The 20,394-nt window shown below is 43.8% G+C and carries 17 protein-coding genes; 4 read left to right on the top strand and 13 right to left on the bottom strand.

The genetic code is table 11. From position 1 onward, the window contains the following. Positions 1-83: 83 nt before the first annotated feature. Positions 84-1,016, top strand: coding sequence for a DUF3078 domain-containing protein (locus tag D2V05_RS09175; RefSeq protein WP_119647302.1), 933 nt, complete (start codon positions 84-86; stop codon positions 1,014-1,016). A gap of 262 nt (positions 1,017-1,278) precedes the next feature. On the opposite strand, the gene hflX is transcribed toward D2V05_RS09175, so the two are convergent. Beyond that, entirely contained in the window at positions 1,279-2,490 is a 1,212-nt protein-coding gene (hflX, locus tag D2V05_RS09170; RefSeq protein WP_119639096.1) for a GTPase HflX, read from the bottom strand. A 144-nt stretch (positions 2,491-2,634) separates the two neighbouring features. On the opposite strand from hflX, the gene D2V05_RS09165 reads away from it, so the two are divergent. The 3 genes from D2V05_RS09165 to D2V05_RS09155 all read left to right on the top strand — a co-directional run bounded on the left by D2V05_RS09165 (position 2,635) and on the right by D2V05_RS09155 (position 8,725). Further along, on the top strand, positions 2,635-5,376 hold the full coding sequence (locus D2V05_RS09165) for a M14 family metallopeptidase (RefSeq protein ID WP_220473545.1): 2,742 nt from the start codon (positions 2,635-2,637) through the stop codon (positions 5,374-5,376). A gap of 56 nt (positions 5,377-5,432) precedes the next feature. Further along, positions 5,433-6,380 carry an endonuclease/exonuclease/phosphatase family protein gene (locus D2V05_RS09160; protein WP_119647301.1) on the top strand — a complete coding sequence of 316 codons (948 nt, stop codon included), beginning with the start codon at positions 5,433-5,435 and terminating at the stop codon, positions 6,378-6,380. Between the two features lie 149 nt (positions 6,381-6,529). Then, positions 6,530-8,725 carry a S8 family serine peptidase gene (locus D2V05_RS09155; protein WP_119647300.1) on the top strand — a complete coding sequence of 732 codons (2,196 nt, stop codon included), beginning with the start codon at positions 6,530-6,532 and terminating at the stop codon, positions 8,723-8,725. A gap of 401 nt (positions 8,726-9,126) precedes the next feature. On the opposite strand, the gene D2V05_RS09150 is transcribed toward D2V05_RS09155, so the two are convergent. The 12 genes from D2V05_RS09150 to hemE form a co-directional block, all read right to left on the bottom strand. After that, entirely contained in the window at positions 9,127-9,840 is a 714-nt protein-coding gene (locus tag D2V05_RS09150; protein WP_119647299.1) for a 3'-5' exonuclease, read from the bottom strand. Positions 9,841-9,849: 9 nt separating this feature from the next. Beyond that, positions 9,850-10,320, bottom strand: a complete 471-nt coding sequence (locus D2V05_RS09145) for a methylated-DNA--[protein]-cysteine S-methyltransferase (protein ID WP_119647298.1) — start codon at positions 10,318-10,320, stop codon at positions 9,850-9,852. Further along, complete coding sequence (locus D2V05_RS09140) at positions 10,320-11,441, bottom strand: CNNM domain-containing protein (RefSeq protein ID WP_119647297.1); 1,122 nt, start codon at positions 11,439-11,441, stop codon at positions 10,320-10,322. The genes D2V05_RS09145 and D2V05_RS09140 overlap by 1 nt, the downstream gene beginning before the upstream one ends. Positions 11,442-11,526: 85 nt before the next feature. Next, positions 11,527-12,882: a carboxypeptidase-like regulatory domain-containing protein gene (locus D2V05_RS09135; protein ID WP_119647296.1), complete on the bottom strand. Its 1,356-nt coding sequence runs from the start codon at positions 12,880-12,882 to the stop codon at positions 11,527-11,529. A gap of 39 nt (positions 12,883-12,921) precedes the next feature. Further along, positions 12,922-14,289 (bottom strand): carboxypeptidase-like regulatory domain-containing protein, encoded by a 1,368-nt coding sequence (locus tag D2V05_RS09130; protein ID WP_119647295.1) that lies wholly within the window; start codon positions 14,287-14,289, stop codon positions 12,922-12,924. Between the two features lie 117 nt (positions 14,290-14,406). Then, a complete protein-coding gene (locus tag D2V05_RS09125; protein ID WP_119647294.1) occupies positions 14,407-15,702 on the bottom strand; it encodes a serine hydrolase domain-containing protein in 1,296 nt (431 codons plus the stop codon). A 13-nt stretch (positions 15,703-15,715) separates the two neighbouring features. Continuing rightward, positions 15,716-16,705, bottom strand: a complete 990-nt coding sequence (gene hemB, locus D2V05_RS09120) for a porphobilinogen synthase (protein ID WP_119647293.1) — start codon at positions 16,703-16,705, stop codon at positions 15,716-15,718. A 25-nt stretch (positions 16,706-16,730) separates the two neighbouring features. Continuing rightward, entirely contained in the window at positions 16,731-17,096 is a 366-nt protein-coding gene (locus tag D2V05_RS09115; protein WP_119647292.1) for a four helix bundle protein, read from the bottom strand. 30 nt (positions 17,097-17,126) lie between these two features. Next, a complete protein-coding gene (locus D2V05_RS09110) occupies positions 17,127-17,915 on the bottom strand; it encodes a PhzF family phenazine biosynthesis protein (protein ID WP_119647291.1) in 789 nt (262 codons plus the stop codon). A 28-nt stretch (positions 17,916-17,943) separates the two neighbouring features. Beyond that, entirely contained in the window at positions 17,944-18,846 is a 903-nt protein-coding gene (gene hemF / locus D2V05_RS09105; RefSeq protein WP_119647290.1) for an oxygen-dependent coproporphyrinogen oxidase, read from the bottom strand. Beyond that, complete coding sequence (locus tag D2V05_RS19985) at positions 18,843-19,334, bottom strand: DUF6973 domain-containing protein (RefSeq protein WP_119647289.1); 492 nt, start codon at positions 19,332-19,334, stop codon at positions 18,843-18,845. Before D2V05_RS19985 ends, hemF begins: the two co-directional genes overlap by 4 nt. Next, positions 19,331-20,356 carry a uroporphyrinogen decarboxylase gene (gene hemE / locus D2V05_RS09095; RefSeq protein WP_119647288.1) on the bottom strand — a complete coding sequence of 342 codons (1,026 nt, stop codon included), beginning with the start codon at positions 20,354-20,356 and terminating at the stop codon, positions 19,331-19,333. Before hemE ends, D2V05_RS19985 begins: the two co-directional genes overlap by 4 nt. Positions 20,357-20,394 lie beyond the last annotated feature (38 nt).

Genomic DNA, 20,394 nt, shown 5'->3' with positions numbered 1-20,394 from the left:
AATACACCATCATGCGATAAAAGAAATGGAATTAAAAATGTGATATTTCTTACTTTTGAGGTCTAAACAGTAAACTCCATACTATGAAAAAAGTACTATTGACCGCTATGGCCTTTTTGGTGCTGGTTGTTGCTTCAGCCCAGACCGAAGAAGAACTGAAGGCCCAGATTGCCCCCAAAAAAGATTCCATTGCCGCCATTCAAGGTCGGGTGAATGCCCTACAGGCTCAATTGGATGCCCTTCCTGGTTGGAAAATTGGTGCATTCGGGACCATTGGAGGGAGCCTTTCCCAATTCAATAACTGGTTTGCCCAGGGAATCCCGAACAACTCTTCCGGTAACATTGGTTTTACCGTGAATGCCTTTGCCAATCTTCAAGAAGAAAAATTCTTTTGGAGAAATGCCGCCAACGTAAACTTGGCCTGGGTGAAATTGGATGACAAGGACGACCCAACTGATGATGATAGCTTCCGTCAAGCAACAGATGTGTTCAACATTTCATCTTTGTACGGCAGAAAATTGAGTGAGCATTTTGCCATATCTACCTTAGCAGAATACAGAACCACGTTGTTGAGCAACTTTAATGATCCTGGATATCTTGACCTTGGTGTGGGTGCCACTTGGACCCCGATACCTGATTTGATTGTGGTGATTCACCCTCTTAACTACAACTTTGTTTTCAGTAGTGAGGATACCATTTTTGAATCTTCCATGGGTGCCAAGATCGTGGCGGACTATACCAAACAGATCGGTGCCGTGAGCTTTAAAAGTAACCTCTCTATGTTCCAGAGCTATAAGAGTAGTGATCTGAGCAACTGGACCTGGACCAACTCGTTCTCCTATACCTTGTGGAAGATGATCGGCGTCGGTTTTGATTTTGGTTTAAGGAATAACAAACAAGAAACCTTGAACTATATAGTGAACCGTGCCCCGACACCCGACCCGGCAGCGACTTTCGACACCATCGACAACGAACTGCAAACGTATTGGACGCTTGGATTGAGCTATAAGTTCTAGTACTTCGAAAAACAAAAAAAGCCCTCAGAATCGGGGGCTTTTTTGTGGGGTTTAATATGATTTTTCAAGTTTCCAAGACCATGTCTAAGTAGGTTAAGATCAATGAAGATCGTGGGGTCGACACTAAATGACTTAAAAACAATATGAAAGTAGTTCTCTTGTGGTTATCCCCTAAACTTTTGTTGTGAACACCCTAAAACTTGTGGTATCTGTACCCAAAAAAGCGGTTCATCGAAGAAGTGATACACTTTGCCTACGGGGTTTAAAGCTCGTCCAAATGCTCGGGATATAGAAAGTTGTTGTACGGGAATCGGGTCACATGGATATCCCTTACTTCATCGTACACCCTTTTTCGGAATTCTTCCAGATTTTCCTTGTTCAAGGCGGAGATAAAAAGCGCCCTGTCCCCGATCTTGTTGAACCAGGTATTTTTCCATTCCTCCAAGGTGAAATGTGCGGAGGTACGTTCGGTGACCAAATCATCCTCTTCAATAGTTTCAGGATGGTATTGATCTATTTTGTTGAAGACCATGATGGTCTTTTTTTCGGCGCAGCCAATTTCACCCAAAATCTGGTTCACCGAGGCGATGTGCTCCTCAAAATTGGGATGGGAAATATCCACCACATGCAACAACAGATCGGCTTCTCGAACCTCATCCAAGGTACTTTTAAAACTTTCCACCAATTGGGTCGGTAACTTTCGGATGAAACCAACCGTATCGCTCAATAAAAAAGGCAAATTGCCGATGACCACTTTCCGCACTGTAGTGTCCAAAGTGGCAAACAACTTGTTTTCGGCGAATACCTCACTTTTGCTGATCACATTCATCAAAGTGGATTTGCCCACGTTGGTGTATCCCACTAGAGCCACACGTACCAATGCACCACGGTTCCCTCGTTGGGTTTCCATTTGGCGGTCTATCTTGACCAACTTCTTTTTTAAAAGGGCAATACGATCACGCACGATCCGTCTATCCGTTTCAATTTCCGTTTCCCCGGGTCCACGCATCCCAATACCCCCACGTTGACGCTCCAAGTGCGTCCAAAGTCCGGTCAATCGGGGCAAGAGGTATTCGTATTGGGCCAGTTCCACTTGGGTACGGGCATAACTGGTCTGTGCCCTTTGGGCAAAAATATCGAGAATGAGTCCCGTTCTGTCCAAGATCTTGCAACGAAGGATTTTTTCAATGTTGTTCTGTTGGGCTGGGGTCAATTCGTCATCAAAGATGACGGAGCCAATTTCGTTTTCCTTCACGTAATGTTCCACCTCTTCCATCTTACCACTACCGATGTAGGTCTTGGGATTGGGCACATCGATGCGTTGCACAAAGCGCTTTTTCACCTCGCCCCCTGCTGTGTAGGTCAAAAACTCCAGTTCATCCAGATACTCGTTCACTTTGGTCTCATCCTGAGTTTGGGTTATGACCCCTACGAGTACCGCCTTTTCATAATCTATCGACTTCTTTTCTAGCATCAAAAGGAATTAAAGTGCAAATCTACACAATGTTTTGAAAGCTCATTTTGGTTCTTTGGCTTTTAAAGGTTGATGAACGCGGAAAACTCTATAATTTGAATGTATTGTTTCCTATCTTGAGGACGTAATTCAACCTAACTCAAAATGATGCTCCAGATGGATTCTGCCCAAAGCGGAAGAAACTGTCGTTTTTCTTCCCCCGTCCTAACGATTTTTCTATTCTTTACCTTGATTTACAGTGGTCTTCAAGCCCAAAATTCTGCCATTCCGAAACCTGAGGACGTCATTGGGTTCAAGGTGGGTTCCGATTTTCACTTGGCCACCTATGAACAGTCCATCGACTATTTTAAAAAATTGGACGCTGCGAGCGATCTGGTTGAAATGAGAGAAACCGGAAAAACATCCGAAGGCCGTACTTGGTATTATGTATTGATTTCCTCCAAAGCGAATTTGGCCAAAGTGGACCATTACAAAGAAATCTCCCAAACGTTGGCCCATCCCAAAGGGATAACCAAGGAATTGGCAAAACAGTTGGCCGCCGAAGGCAAGGCTATTGTAGATCTCAGTGGAGGTCTTCATGCTTCCGAAGTGGCAGGTGCGCAACATATCATCACGTTGGCAGATCAAATCATCAGCGAGGCGGATACTCCAAAGTTCAAAGCCATTTTAGACAATGTGATCTTGGTGCTTTGGCCGTCCCTCAACCCGGATGGGCAGGATATCATCGCCAATTGGTATATGGAAAATGTGGGAACGCCTTACGAAACAGCCAGAACCCCTTGGCTTTATCAAAAGTATGTGGGGCACGACAACAACCGGGATGCCTATATGTTGAATATGTTGGAATCACGCGTTGTAGGACGAACTTGGAGGGAATGGGAGCCCAATATCATCCATGTACATCATCAATCCTCACCGTTCCCAACCCGAATTTGGTTGCCCCCTTTTGCGGAACCGGTAGCCACACAGACCCCACCTTTGATGGCCAGGGAAGTGAACATGATCGGTATGGCCATGGCGAGGGATTTGGAATCGGAAGGATTGCCCGGTGCGGTTCACATGGGGAAAGGTTTTGATGCCTGGTATCCTGGTTATATCGATTACCTGCCCATGATGCAGAACATCCCTTCTTTTTGGACGGAAACGGCTCTGTACCGATATGCCACACCCTATTTTTATACGTTGAGCGATTTTCCAAAAGACCGTCGCGATTTAAGGGTTGAATCTCTTTACAGCAGCCCATGGAAAGGCGGATGGTGGCGTTTGGCCGATGCCATGCAGTACATGCAAGTAGCATCCATTGCGGTGTTGGATTATGCCGCTAAATACAAGGAAACCTTGCTTTTCAACAAGTATCAGTCCGGGATCAATACCATAGAAAAATATAAGAACGAACCGCCGTTTGCCTATATAGTTCCACAAAAACAACGCGATCCAGTTCGGCCTGTGGAACTGTTGAAGCGTTTGGCCTTCAACGGAGTCCAAATTTCCCAAATGGATAAACCGATGGAATATTCAGGAGTGACCTATCCGAAAGGTACTTGGGTAATCCCCATGGATCAGGAATTTGCCGAAATGGCCCGTCAGGTTTTGGATGTTCAGGTATATCCCGATCTAAGGGAATCCCCTGATGGACCTTTGGAACAACCTTATGATGCCGCGGGTTGGACCCTTCCTTTTCAAATGGAAGTGGACGTGGTGACAGGAATGATGCCCCTTTCAGATGAATTCCGAAATGCCTTAAAACCGGTGGAAGGCACACCTTTGGAAACCACTGATGATGAAAACAAGGATTTAGACAAGGTCGATTTTGCTCCCGGAGCAGGTTTCGATACCGATAAGATTGCTGCGGGTATCAAACCATTACCTGGAACACTTCGAGGTGGTGGAAGTACCCTTTGGCTCGACCCAGCTGAAAACAACAGTTTTAGGGTCATTGCCGAAGCCATGAACTCGGGCTCCTCCGTGGTGTATGACGCCAAATCCAAAAAATATGGCATTCAAGGAGCAAGTCGAGGCAAGATGCAACAATGGGTGAACGATTATGCTATCAACGGGGTTTTGGGTTCCGGTTCGGGCTCTTCAAAAGTAAAGACACGAATTGGTGTGTACCGACCTTGGACCGCCAGTATGGATATGGGGTGGACCCGTTGGTTGTTGGACAATTTTGGTTTTGGATATGCCTCACTTCGCAATTCGGATTTTATGTTGGACAACCTAAAGGAACGTTTTGATGTGATCGTGTTAGCATCCGAATGGCCTGGATCCATAGAAAATGGACTGCAACCAGGTTCCGCACCTCCTCAATATGCTGGGGGATTGGGAGAATTAGGTGCCCGGAACCTCAATACTTTTGTAAAACAAGGAGGGACACTGGTCACCTTGAACCGAAGTTCCGATTTTGCTATTCAGGCGTTGCACCTGCCCGTTAAAAATGTGGTAGATCATGTGGACAGGGCCAAATTCTTTACAGGAGGTTCTATCATGCAGGTCGAAACCAATCCAAGTCATCCGGTAATGGCAGGAATGATGGACAAGGCCAATGTATTTGTGTACAGTAGCCCCGTTTTCAGTACCGAGGAAGGTTTTGAAGGAGAAGTGTTGGCCAAATACCAGGCACAAGGTTCCCCATTAATGTCAGGCTACCTCGTCGGAGAAAATTTCATGAACGGAAATGCGGCAGCTTTGGACGTAAAACATGGAAATGGGCATGTGTTGTTATTTGGATTCCAGCCACAATGGCGTGGTCAGCCTATGGGCACGTATCGAACTTTGTTCAATGCGTTGTTGTATACCAACCAGTTGCCACAAGCCAAACGGGACATCCCTGAAGGTTGGGATAGTGTACATGGAAAGGCGACAGAACCTAAACCGGAAAAGGAGTAAGGAATCTATTCGATTTTGTACTTTGCAATGGATGAACTTCTAAAGGCAAAAGCAAATTGTACAGTTCCAAAGACAAGTACGCGGTAGCGTTTTACAACCTCGAAAATTTTTTTGATACCACGGACGACCCCTATTCCTTGGATGATGACTTTACACCCAAGGGTTTTAGGCGGTGGACCGAGTCCAAGTTCAGGAAAAAGGTAAGTAAGATTTCCAAGGCGATTTCCAAAATTGGGTTGGATGATAGCGATATTCCACCAGTTTTGGTCGGGATTGCAGAAGTGGAGAATAAAACTGTAATCAGGGCGCTCCTAAAGTCAAAAAAGTTGAGGGATATCAATTACGACTTTGTTCATTTTGACTCCCCTGATGAACGTGGCATTGATACTGCACTGATCTATCACAAAGACCATTTTCAGGTGTTCCATGCCGAAACATTACCCCTAATGGTAGCGAACACTAATGGAGACAGAGATTTGACCCGGGACATTTTGTACGTCCACGGAAAATTGCATCAAGAAGATGTGCATGTTTTTGTGAACCATTGGCCATCAAGGCGAGAGGGAGCAGAAATAACGAGTTACAAACGGGTCAAAGCGGCAGAAACTATTCTTCAAAGGCTGGAAAAGATTGGTGAGGAATTCCCGAACTGTATCGTAATGGGTGATTTTAACGATGATCCCAATTCGGAAAGTATCCAAACCTTGATGGCCACCAAACAGTTCATCAATCCAATGAAATCCTTATTGTCTCCTGTATCAGGAAGTGCCAATTACAAAGGGGCTTGGAGCCTTTTTGACCAGATTCTGGTTTCCCACAGTTTTTTGAACTATGAACCCGGAACCCATAGTTTTGTGAAAGCGGCCGTGTTCTCTCCAAGATTTTTAAAGGAGTGGAAAGGAAGATACAAGGGCAACCCTTTTCGCACTTATGGTGGCTCCAACTATTTAGGGGGATATAGTGATCACTTTCCTGTTTATGTGGTTTTGGAAGAACACAAATAAGTAGGAAAAAGAATACACCACATAAAAGTTAATTTTCACAACAACTTACAGCAAAACGCTATGCAGTTCATCGAAAAAAGTAGGAATTTTATCGATGAATACTGCATCTCCTAATATATTCGTAGTCCAAATCTTACCTAAACTTAATTATGGACTACAAGTTACCTACAGGGGCCAAGGCAGCGATCTTCTCCATTTTATTTTCAGTTTTGGGAATACATACTGTTATGGGTCAATCCAAAAAGGCCAAAGAACAGATCAAAGCAACCTACAACCAAACCCAAATGGCTTCATTCCTTTCTGAATTGGAGGCCGAACATCAAAATACAGCTCAAAAAATTAGCCAATTGAAGGCCTCAAAAGGAATCAGGATTTCCGAAAAGGCTGTGGATGGTTCCCCCATTGAGCTGAAGGCAATAGGTTCTGACGGTACACCTTTGTACTATACCACATTGAACGATCCATCTACCCAAACCTCTCGCGCCAATGCCCTTTATGACAATGGTCTTTTGAATTTGGGACTTACCGGAAACGGTATGGAAGTGGGTGTTTGGGATGCAGGCATTGCCCTTACCACCCATCAAGAATTTGATACACGTGCCAAAAATGCGGATGGTTCCAGTGAAATTAGCCTTCACTCGACTTTGGTTACCGGAAATTTGATTTCATCTGGTGTTGAGGCCAATGCCCAAGGAGTTGCATACGGAGCCCAAGCCATGACCTACGATTGGACCCGTGATAAAATTGAAGTGGCCGAAGCAGCAGCCAATGGTATGTTGTTGAGCAACCATTCCTACGGAATTCTTTCCGATAGGGTGCCCGATTGGTATTTTGGTGCCTACATTAAGGTTACCCAGGATTGGGACAAGATCATGTACAATGCACCATATTATTTAATGGTGACCGCTGCAGGAAATGCCCAAAATTCGTACGATAACGCTTCCCCAAATTTTGGTAAGACCGCCGATGGGTTCGATTTATTGCTTGGATTTACTACCACCAAAAACGGGTTGACCATTGCTGGAGCCAATACGGAAATCGATAAAAAAGGAAATCTGGTAAAGGCTTCCGTGGCCGGTTATAGCAGTTTTGGACCTGTGGATGATGGCCGTGTAAAGCCAGATTTGGCTGGGGATGGTTCCAATATCCTTTCCGCCAGCTCTGCAACCAACAGTAGCTATCAAGTATCTTCAGGTACTTCTATGGCCGCTCCTGGTGTAACAGGATCACTTTTGTTGTTGCAACAGTACCATGAAGAATTGTTCGGGACCTATATGAAAGCGGCAACCCTTAAGGGTTTGGCCCTTCATACTGCGGATGACGTAGATGCTAAAGGCCCAGACTATAAAATGGGTTGGGGGGTGATGAATGCCAAAACAGCAGCAGAAGTACTTCAAAATAATGGATATACCAGTTTGGTTCAAGAAGAAAGTCTTACCAATGGTGAAAGCTTCTCCATAACCGTAATCGCCAACGGAAATGAACCCTTGATGGCTTCCATTTCTTGGACGGATCCTGAAGGGGAGTATGTGAACCGTGGAGACTTGAACAGCACTACGGCTGCCCTGATTAATGATCTGGATATCAGGATCACCAAAAACGGAGAAACCCACCTCCCATGGAAATTGAATCCTGCCAAAGCCAATGATGCAGCCACACAGGGGGACAACAAAGTGGATCCCTATGAAAGAATTGAAATTGATAATGCATCCGGAACGTATACCATTACCGTAACCCATAAAGGTAACTTGAAGAATGGAGCTCAGGATTTTTCCTTGATCGTGTCCGGTGCCCAAGTTTCCAAATGTTCCATTGAAACACCATCCAGTTTGGAATTGATTTCATCCACTGTTACTGGATCTACCATTTCTTGGAACGAAGCGGAGGAAACCCTTTTTGAAGTGCAATACAAATCCGTGGATACGGATGTTTGGATCAGTGAATATGTTTGGGAGAACAGTTTTGAACTGACCAATTTGGAAATGGGTAAGGTATATGAAGCCCGTGTCCGTTCCATTTGTACCGAAAATGCTGTATCCGAATTTTCGGAGACCATCGAATTTGAATTTAACGGCGAGGAGACGCAAATGATGAGCTATGCTCCTCTCAGCTATCCGCAAGAGCTGAACATTTCCGTGTTCCCCAACCCCGCCGTTGATTATTTGAACGTTGAGGCCGAATTGTCCAAAGATGCCCAATTTTCCATTGTAACCACAGCAGGGAATGTCATCAGAAGCGGTAAGACACAGGGATCCATCAACGTTTCTTCTCTTTCTTCTGGATTGTATGTCTTGGTTGTACAGGATTACGCCGGTATCAAAAGCACCAAATTCTACAAAAACTAATACCAATGGCATCCTTTAGCAATAAACTCCATTTTAATGGAGAAACCCGAAGGTTGGAAAGACTGGTGAAGTTGATTTTCCTACCTATTATACTTTTTTAGTAGTCACCCTGAATTCATTTCAGGGTCTCAGCAAGCCATAAAATTTTAATCATTAGTGAGATGCTGAAACAAGCCCGATAGTTATCGGGGCAGCATGACGATATTCCATAAAACTTTTTTGAGATTTTTCGCTGTGCTCAAAATGACATTTCAATTGCATTCGAGAAGATTGGTGGCATTCGTGTCAAACCTAAATTAATCACAACCTACCGTCACCCTGAATTCATTTCAGGGTCTCATTACATCATGGTTTCTTCTATTATGGATGATGCAGAGCTCGTTTCGCATGACGTTGGCACATCACACTTTTTTGATTTCTTCGTCGGATAGCAATTCCTCGTTACGCATGCGCAAGAACACCTGTGCAGTGGTCACCACATCCAGTTCGCAGTAAGTGATGATTCGATCTAGATCGTTTTCTTCGTAGAATACATCTTTTACCATACTGCCATCCATATCTTCTTTGGGTGAAGGAATGCCCAGCACATGGGCCAATAGCTTGAGAGAGGTATAATGCTTGAAATCGCCGAACTTCCACAGTTCCATGGTGTCCAAATGAGGGACTTCCCAAGGTTTTTTTCCGAATAGATCCAGTTTGTAGGGCAAGTTGAGCCCATTGATGACCATTCTCCGGGCAATGTAGGGGAAATCGAATTCCTTGCCGTTATGGGCACAGAGCAGGTGCTTGGTCTGGCTGAAATGGTCTTTGAGCAGTTGTTTGAACTGTTTCAAGATGACTACTTCATCGCCGTAGAAGGAGGTGACCCGAAAATTTCGTTGGTCCCCTTTCATGTTAAAATACCCTACGGAAATACAGACAATTTTCCCGAACTCGGCCCAAATGCCGGCCCGCTCATAAAAATCCTCCGCGGTAATTTCGTCCTTGCGTTGGTACTGCGATTTTTGTTCCCAAAGCGTTTGGGAAGTTTCATCCAAATCGGAAAAATGTTGTTTTTGGGGTACGGTCTCTATATCCAAAAAGAGGATATGCTCCAGGTTAAGTTTGTAAAGCATGGCAAATAATTAAAAAAGAGCGGTCTGCTTTGCAGGGCTCTCGTGTTCCAATAACCATTTTTTTCTATGCAGTCCACCTGCATAGCCTGTGAGGTCTCCGTTGGTTCCGATTACGCGATGGCAGGGTACTACGATCCAAAGTGGATTTTTGCCATTGGCTGAGGCTACTGCACGAATGGCCTTTACATCGCCCAATCTTTTGGAAAGGTCTAAATAAGAAATGGTTTTTCCAAATGGAATTTCAAGTAAGGCATCCCAAACTTTCTTTTGAAAGTCGGTGCCGGAGGGGTTCAGTTTGAAGGTAAATTCAGTTCGGTTTCCTTCAAAATATTCTTGTAATTGCCATACCGCTTCTTCCAATACAGATGGAATTGTACCGATAGGTTTTTTATTGTCCAAAACGGTTATGGAGGCCAGTCCGTTTTCATCTCCTTTGAATTCTGCAATTCCGATAGGAGTTTGTAAATAAGCAGTTTCCATTACTCCACTTCACTTTCACCTTCAATAATTCCCAAACGTTGGGCACGTTGGTGCCAGTTCTTTCTGGCCAGCGATTGAAGGTCTTCCACGTTGTCACTTTCATCCATGATCTCCAATCCGAGCAAGGTTTCGATGACATCTTCCATGGTCACCAGCCCACTCACGGAGCCGTACTCGTCCACCACTAAGGAAATATGTTCCCGTTGCTTCACAAACTTGTCAAACAGTTCAGGAATGGGTTTGGTCCGACTGGTCACCAATATTTCCCTTTTCAATTCCGAAAGGGTTTGGTTGCCTTTGTTATTGATGATGGCCTCCATCAATTCATCTTTTAGAAAAAAGCCGGTAATGTTGTCCATCCGATCTTTGTACAAGGGTATTCGGGAAAAGCGAAGCGGTCGGTTGGCGTCAAAAAATTCTTTGATGGTCATGTCTTCGGAAGCGATTTTCATGACCGTTCTGGGGGTCATCACGTCCTTGGCCAAGATTTCATCAAATTTCAACAAGTTTTTGATGACCTTGGATTCCGATTCCTGGAAGACCCCTTCTTCGTGGGCAATCTCTGTCATGGCGGTAAAATCCTCCCTGCTCAATACGCTGCCATGTTCTCCTTTGGCCCCTATCAATTTGGTGAACAGTTGCAAAACCCATAAAAGACCGGTCCATTTTAGGAGAAACACCATTATGGTCAGCGTCTTCGATGTAAAGTTGGCCAGTTGTTTCCAGTAGGTGGCGCCGATGGTCTTTGGAATGATTTCTGAGGCCACCAGGATCAATATTGTCATTAAGGTGGACACAATGCCCACCATAAGATCTTCGGTGAGCCTGAAGCCCAAAATGGAGCGTTCCGTAGCCCCGTACATTTCAGCATAAGCAACTTTCGCCTGTACCCCTACCAAAATGGCCCCTACGGTATGGGCAACAGTATTGAGGGTAAGAATGGCAATCAAGGGCTTGTCCACATCCTTTTTAAGGTTTTCCAGAGTGGAAGCATAATCCTTGCCCGCCTGTTTTTTTACATTGATGAAAGTGGGGGTGATGCTCAGCAACACTGCCTCCAATATGGAGCAGAGAAACGAGAAGAAGATGGAAATAAGGGCGTAAAATATCAGAAGTCCCATAGGCTAGATCTTGAGTGGCAAGATAATGATTAAGAACATACCATACCATGGGTAACTTTAATTCGACTTGAACAAGATCTTAATCTTAGAGGGTGAAAATGGACACGGGTTTAGTGTATTGGAAATCCCTGACATCTACACGATAGACATCTGCCGAGGGATGGGTAGAGAACTCTCGGGTTTCCGTACCGCCCAGTATATAGATGTATCCGTCATAAAAATGAAGGTTCGGATTCTCAAGATTTACATTGACGAAATACTTTTTGAGTTCCCCATATTTTGGGTCAAACGTGAAAAGTATTTCCTTTTGATAGATATAAAGGATGCCATTTCCTTGGGTGAATTTTGGGTTTTGGAATGCAAATGCCAGTTCGTCTAACTTAGTCCATTTTCCCGAAGTCAGATCAAATTTATAAAGGACTGTGCCGTTTCCACCGCTTTCATTTGCTGAAATGAAGAGTTTGCCGTTTACAATGGTACCGTCTGTTTCTATGCCAATGGGCATATTGGCAAGTTCGTACCAATTACCGGAGGGAACATTGTAAAAATGTATTTTGTCAGTGTATTTCTTTTTCCCATTTTTAAGCAATTTTGTAGAGCCACCAATAATTAGGATGTCATCGCCGTAGGCAACTCCCAATGGGTTTGCTGCTTGATGTGGATTTACATGGTCGATCAGTACTTTGTCTTTAGCAATATCGTATACCTCTATTGTATTGGCCAAATATTCAAATACTCCATTTGCGGAAATGGTCTTCCCCCCAAGCACATAAATTTTTCCATCTAATGGAACCACTGTATGATAGGCTCTTTTCGAAAACCTGGTTTCTGATTTAACCCAACTGTCTTGGAATAGGTCATAAATTTGAAGCTGGTTGGAATACAAGTCCAATGAAATATTACCCATTCTAAGTAATAGCATTGAATATTGGTTGAGTTGTCCTTGGGCAGCATCATTATATGCCCTTCTGAGGTTATTGCTTTTAAATGACCGGTCTCCTCCAATCACATATATTTTACCATCAACCACGGTACTACCAAAACCCGTTGATGCAATAGGCATGTTGGATAATTTTTGTGCAATGATCTTGTCCCGCATCTTTTTTCGGCCGGCCACCTCAACTTCGCCCAACCTTTCTTCGGCAGGGAATAGGAAGATGGTGTCCCTTTTTTGGCCTATAAATGTTTTTAAGGCATAGTCTACGGTATTATAGCCAAGGTACCTGAAGAAAATGGTGTCACCGGCCTTGCCGTTTTTTAGAAGATAAGTTCCATCCGCTTTGCTAACGGTACCCATAGAACTGTCATTAAGATAAATATTGACCCCTTCCAGAGGTCCCTTTGTTTTTCCATCGGCAACTACCCCCATAATTTGCTGGGCAGTGATTGAAAGAGGTCCCATGAAGAGGATGGACAGTGTTATGGCCTTGATGAATTTCATATCAACAGTATTAAAATGTGATGGCTTTTAGACAAAAAATTATAAGCTATCCACAGTAACAGGTTTAGTGTATTGGAAATCCCTGACATCTACACGATAGACATCTGCCGAGGGATGGGTAGAGAACTCTCGGGTTTCCGTACCGCCCAGTATATAGATGTATCCGTCATAAAAATGAAGGTTCGGATTCTCAAGATTTACATTGACGAAATACTTTTTGAGTTCCCCATATTTTGGGTCAAACGTGAAAAGTATTTCCTTTTGATAGATATAGAGGATGCCATTTCCTTGGGTGAATTTTGGGTTTTCCAGCGACGATGCGAACTCGTCCATTTTTAACCATTTACCTGTTGCAAGATCAAACTGGAAAATACCGTTTTGGGATTCATCATTCTTTCCAACGATATATAATTTGTTGTTCACTATTGCTCCATTGGGTTCCAAACCTTTGGGCATTTTGCCAAGTTCATACCAAAAGCCTTTGGGGACATTATAAAAATGGATTTTATCGGAGTACTCTTTTTTCCCATTTTTCAACATTTTGGTGGATCCACCGATCAAGAGGATATCGTCTCCATATTCTATGGCCAAAGGGTTTGAGGCTTGGTGTGGGTTAACTTCATCGACCATAATAGTGTCTTTTTTAATATCATAGACCTCTATAGTGTTTGCCAAATACTCAAAAGCGCCATTGGTGGCCAATGTTTTTCCACCCATCACATAGATTTTGCCATTATGCTGGGCAAGCGTGTGGTAAGCTCTTTTGGAAAACTTGGTTTTAGATTCGGTCCAGCCATTACTGAGAGGATCATATATCTGAAGTTTATCAGAATATGCAGTCCATGCCTCATTGTGTGAACTGAATAATTTGGAAAAAATCGCTGGATTGGATAATTGGGTTGGGTCTAGTTCACTTAGCTTTTCATACTCCTTATTGAAATTGTCCTCTTTATATGATCGATCCCCTCCAATCACATATATTTTCCCATCAACAATGGTAGAACCGAACCCTGTGAGGGCATACTTCATGGGTGGTAGTTTCTCGGCAATGATCTTGTCCCGCATCTTTTTTCGGCCCGCCACTTCAACTTCGCCCAACCTTTCTTCGGCAGGGAACAGGAAGACGGTGTCCCTTTTTTGGCCTATAAATGTTTTTAAGGCATAGTCTACGGTATTATAGCCAAGGTACCTGAAGAAAATGGTATCACCGGCCTTGCCATTTTTTAGAAGAAAAGTTCCATCCGCTTTGCTAACGGTACCCATAGAACTGTCATCAAGATAAATATTGACCCCTTCCAGAGGTTCCTTTGTTTTTCCATCGGCAACTACCCCAGTAATTTGCTGGGCGGTGATTGAAAGAGGCCCCATGAAGAGGATGGATAGTGTTATGGCCTTGATGAATTTCATATCAAACGGGTTAAAAAATGAAATAATATAAGGTGGGGATTCCTTAAATGTAGAGAAATAAATAAAGTATCCCCTTATTTATGAAGGAAATTTCCCCATTTCTTAACCTTAAAAGATTCATTCAGACTTGTTTGCCCTATAGAAAACATCCATCAAAGCTGTTCGGATGTTCAATCCATAAAGTTCCCTGTGGTCCCGGGAAGGATATACCCTGTTCGACAAAAAGATAAAAGTCACATGCTTTTCAGGGTCGGCCCAAACAAATGTTCCGGTAAAACCAGAGTGCCCGAAACTGGCTGCACTGGCCAAAGGGGAGGGGTAAGCTTCTTCTAGGGGTAATTCGGAATTGTCCAACAAAGGTTTGTCAAAGCCCAACCCACGTCGGTTTTCGTTATCGGGATATTGTACTGTGGCAAATTCCTTTACCGTTCTCCGGGAGATAAGCTGTTGGCCATCTACACTGCCATAATGTTGATAGAACAACATAAGCTTGGCCAGATCATCGGCCGTGCCGAAAAGTCCCGCATTGCCGGAAACCCCACCGAACAACGAAGCATTTTCATCATGAACCCAGCCTTTTACCAAGGTTTTTCTATATAGGGTATCGATTTCCGTGGGCACAATGGCGTTTACAAAATGTTTGGTGCTGGGTAAATATCCCAACGTGTGACAACCCAAAGGTTGGTAAAAATTCTCGTGGAGGTAGGTTTGGTAGTCGGTATGCGTAAGCTGTTCGATCAACCTTGGAAAAATCAAGAAGGTAAGCCCAGAGTAGTTATACTTTTTTTCTTCGGATACCTTGGAGCGATTTATGATTCGGTCTATTTTCCGTTCAAATCGGTCATTGACGAAAAGGTCATCGTATGCCTGTTTTTGGAATTTTTTGCTGGAAGTTTGATGGATAAACCGCTTTTTGAGTTTCCCGTTCCGCATCACTTTCTGTAAAAAAACGATGTAAGGAACGAGCCCTGCTTGGTGTGCCAGAATTTCGCGTAATGTTAAATCCTTTTTGTCCTTTTGATGTTTCCACGGTTCCCAGTAGGTGCTGAAGGGAACATCCAAATCGAGTTTTCCTTCATCCACGAGTTTCATCAATGCGGGCAAGGGACCGGAAATCTTGGTTACGGAAGCCAGATCGTAAAGATCGTTCAGTTTTACGGGTTCAATACTATCATAGGTATGGAATCCGTATGCTTTATGAAAAATGACGGTATCGTTGATGGCGACCAACAATTGGGCCCCGGGAAATGCCAAGCTGTCGATGCCCATGTTCATAATGGAATCCACTTTTTGGTCGATATAGGCTTCATCCAACCCTAATTTGGAAGGAAGGGCATGGATAAGTTCACGTTGGGCCACTCCCATGTTCATCATTAAAGCGAAGAACACCAAGGATAGAAAGCTTTTTTTCATTTTTTTGGAGGATTTAACCCAAAGTACGGATAAAATCCTTGGCGAAATAACTGGCAATAATGTTGGCCCCGGCTCGTTTGATGGCGGTCAATTGTTCCAACATGACGGCATCGTGGTCCAGCCACCCTTTTTCTGCCGCTGCTTTAACCATGGCGTATTCCCCGGAAACTTGATATACGGCAACAGGAACATCCACCTCGTTTCTGATTTCACGAACGATGTCCAAATAGCATAATCCAGGTTTTACCATCACGATATCGGCACCTTCGTCGATGTCCAATTGCGTCTCACGAATAGCTTCATACCGATTGGAATAATCCATTTGATACGTCTTTTTGTCCTTGGGCACATTGGCGATATCCACAGGGGCAGAATCCAAAGCATCCCGAAACGGACCATAAAAGGCGCTGGCGTATTTGGCGGAATAGGCCATGATTCCGGTATTGATGAAACCTTCATCTTCCAAAGCTTCCCGAATGGTCAGGATTCGTCCATCCATCATATCACTGGGCGCCACAAAATCAGCCCCAGCTTGGGCATGGGATACGCTCATTTCGGCCAATACCTCGGCAGTTTCATCATTTAAGATCTGCCCCTCGGCCACAATGCCATCATGACCATAAGAAGAAAAGGGATCTAGGGCCACATCGGTCATCACCAACATTTGCGGGCAGGCATTTTTGACTGTTTTTATGGCACGTTGCATGAGACCATTGGGGTTGAGTGCCTCGGTTCCTTTGTTGTCTTTCAGTTTGTCATCCACCTTTACAAAGAGCAAAACGGAACACAATCCCATTTTCCACAATTCCTTTACTTCTTTTTCCAATTGGTCCAAGCTCAAACGGAAATAATTGGGCATGGATGGAATTTCTTCCTTGACACCCTTGCCTTCGGTCACAAAAAGAGGAACTAAAAAATCATCGGGAGTCACGATGGTTTCACAGACCAACCTTCGGATGGATTCGGAGGCACGGAGTCTTCGATTGCGTATTAATGGATACATAGTTATGAGTTTTAAGCTTTTGGCTTTAAGTTTTAAGTGATGTTCTAATGGTTTTGATCAAACCCGCTAACATTTTTTTGATTTCATCAATTTCTGAAATGATGCTATTTGCTTTGTTGGGTTCGATAAAGCCCAGTTCTGAGGCCAATAGGATGAGATAATCCAATTCATGGGCAGAACCGGATGCAATGTATAAAAAGCGGACCAATTCTTTTTCTGTTTCTCTTCCGCATCCTTCAGCAATATTCGTTGGGATAGATACAGAAGCTCGGTTCATTTGAGAAACTAAATTATACAATTCAGATGATGGAAATTCTTTGGTGATGGCATAAATATCTAGTACAAGTTGGTGTGATTTTTCCCAGACCTTATAATTTTTATAGTTTGCCATGGTTTGAAACTTATTGCTTTGGGCTCTGAGCTAGATATTAATTTCACCAAATAAATATGGAGCGGCTTTCCCAGAGATTTTGACCCTCTCGCCCAAATACTCGCAAACTAGATCTCCTTGCCGTTTTGAAAGTTGTTTGGCCGTCATTTTGGTCTTTTGCAATACTTCTGACCAATATGGCGTAAGGGAAGTATGTGCAGAACCCGTAACGGGATCTTCAGGTATGCCACAGGCTGGAGCAAAAAAGCGGGAAACAAAATCAACCTCGTTACCAGGAGCGGTTACAATGACCCCTCGAACATCCAACTGGCTTAATAGATGATGGTTAGGCTGTATGGATTCAACTTCTTGTTGAGTATTGTAGATCAACATGTAATCCGTTTTGCCCTTGAATGTTTTTATGGGTTTAGCACCGATGGCCTCGTCCAGTTCCTGTAAATTTTGTATGCCTACTAAATGGTCGGTCGGAAAATCCAAGGTCAACCATCCATTGGCTGCTTTTTCAACGGTAAGCTCCCCACTTCTCGGAGAATAAAAACGAATGGTATTTTCTTTTAACTCATAATAGTGAAAAAGCACATAGGCCGTCGCCAAGGTAGCGTGCCCGCAAAGGTCTACTTCCACTTCTGGCGTAAACCAACGGAGTTCGTAAACCCCATCCTTTTTTACAGCGAAAGCGGTTTCGGCAAGGTTGTTCTCTTGGGCAATTTTCTGCATGAGTTCAGCTTCCAGCCATTTTTCCAAAATACAGACGGCAGCCGGGTTGCCTCCAAAGGTTTTGCTGGCAAAGGCGTCAATTTGATAGATTTTTTGTCTCATAGGCCTAGTTTCAGAACAAAGCTACGTATTAAACCCAATCTTTCGGGCTCTGGAGAACCCCAATCAGTTTTTCTTCTTCACTTCCTTTTTCTGGATGATGGTCATATCGCCATTGCACATGTGGGGGAAGACTCATCAAAATACTTTCGATACGCCCATTGGTACGCAATCCGAAAAGGGTTCCTTTGTCATGTACCAAGTTGAACTCTACGTAACGGCCTCGGCGTATTTCCTGCCAATCCCTTTGTTCTAGGGTATAGGGAAGTTCCTTTCGTTTTTCAACGATGGGGACATAGGCATCCAAAAAACTATCGCCCACCTCGGTCACAAAATTGTACCAATCTTCCATTTGCATGGTTTCGGTTGCTTTGCAATAGTCAAAAAACAGCCCGCCTACACCTCTGGCCTCGTTACGATGTGTATTCCAAAAATAGTCGTCACATTTCTTTTTGTAGTTGGGATAAAATTCGGGATTGTGGGCATCGCAGGCTTTTTTGCAAACCTGGTGAAAATGTGCTGCATCTTCCTCAAAAAGATAATAGGGGGTAAGGTCCTGTCCGCCACCAAACCATTGATCCACTATATTCCCTTGTTTGTCATACATTTCAAAATAGCGCCAATTGGCGTGTACCGTTGGGACTATGGGACTTTTTGGGTGGATGACCAAACTGAGGCCACAGGCAAAAAAATCCGCTTCTTCTACTCCAAAATAGGTTTGCATGCTTTTGGGCAATGCTCCAAAAACCTTAGAAATGTTCACACCCCCTTTTTCAAAAACGCCCCCATTTTCTATCACACGGGTTCTACCGCCACCACCTTCGGGGCGTTCCCAAAAATCTTGCTGAAACTTAGCCTTGCCATCCACTTCTTCTAATTTGGAGGTGATGGTGTCCTGCAGTTTTTGGATATAATCGTAAAATTTATCTTTCATGATTCTAAAATATGTACCAACTGGTTTTTTAATACTAACAAATCGGTATCCTCTTCAATTTTAGTGGATTTGGCAGTCATTTTTTGAAGGATAACAATGATTTCCTCTTCCGATTTTCCAGGATTTTGTTCAAAAATGAATCTTCCCACGGCATTGTTATGCAAATCCATCGCCTTCGCTAAAGCTTTATTCGGAAAAGCTTCTTCATGCCAGTCGGTAACCTTTTTTGTCCAATCCAAAACTTTAATTTGATTCTTTACCCAACGAAAACAACGCTGTGCGATCATAGAATTCCAAAGGGCATGTCTGAACGCATTGGCCGGACCATTTTTATGATGCAACTTTCCATAATGGGCCGTGGAAACCCTCATACAATCTTTGGTGGCTTTTAAGGTTGGGAAGATGAACAATGGCCTACTCAATCCCAACAAAATACCTTTCAGTATATGTTTAAAACTAACGCGTTTTAATACTGAAAATGGGTTCACTCCTGATATTCTTTTACAGCATCAACAAAGGCTTTCGCATTTTCCAACGGTATGTTCGGCAAAATACCGTGACCCAGATTCACCACATATCTGTCCTTGCCAAATTCACGAATCATTTGATGCACCATATTCTTGATCTTATCTGGTGGCGACAACAATCTTGCGGGATCAAAATTACCCTGGAGTGTTACCTTGCCGCCTGTCAAATATCTGGCATTCTGTGGTGAACAAGTCCAATCCACACCCACCGCCGAAGCTCCGGATACTGCCATTTCCTTTAGGACAAACCAACAACCTTTACCAAAAACAATCACTGGGGATTCATCTTTAAGGGCATCAACGATCTGTTGGATATACGGCCATGAAAACTCCTGATAATCCTGTGGGGAAAGCATCCCTCCCCAGGAATCGAACACCTGAACGGCATTGACTCCGGCCTTAACCTTGGCCTTCAAATAGGCAATAGTGGTATCGGTGATTTTTTGGAGCAGTTGGTGGGCCAATTCCGGTTGAGTAAAACAGAACCCACGGGCCTTGTCAAAACTTTTGCTCCCTTGACCTTCCACACAATAGCACAAGATGGTCCAAGGTGAACCTGCAAATCCAATCAATGGAATCTCATTGTTCAGTTTTTCCTTGGTCATGGTGACGGCATCCAATACATAGCCCAAGGTATCTTCGATATTAGGAACAATGACTTTGTCCAAGTCCTCTTTGGTTCGAATGGGATTGGGGAGATAAGGCCCAAAATTAGGTTTCATCTCCACCTCAATGTCCATAGCTTGGGGGATTACCAAAATGTCGCTGAACAGAATAGCGGCATCCATGCCATATCTTCGGATAGGTTGTACCGTAATTTCCGATGCCAATTCTGGGGTCTGGCAACGGGTGAAGAAGTCGTATTTTTTGCGTAGTTCCATAAATTCCGGCAGGTAGCGGCCGGCTTGGCGCATCATCCATACCGGTGGGCGATCCACCGTTTCTCCTTTCAATGCCCTTAGGAACAAATCGTTTTTAATCATTTATTTTCATTTGTCATTCCTGCGAAAGCAGGAATCTA

Source organism: Flagellimonas pelagia (assembly GCF_003584135.1).
Lineage (GTDB): Bacteria > Bacteroidota > Bacteroidia > Flavobacteriales > Flavobacteriaceae > Flagellimonas > Flagellimonas pelagia.
The sequence above is the reverse complement of the archived record's forward strand: the minus strand, read 5'-3'. Positions and strand labels throughout refer to the sequence as shown.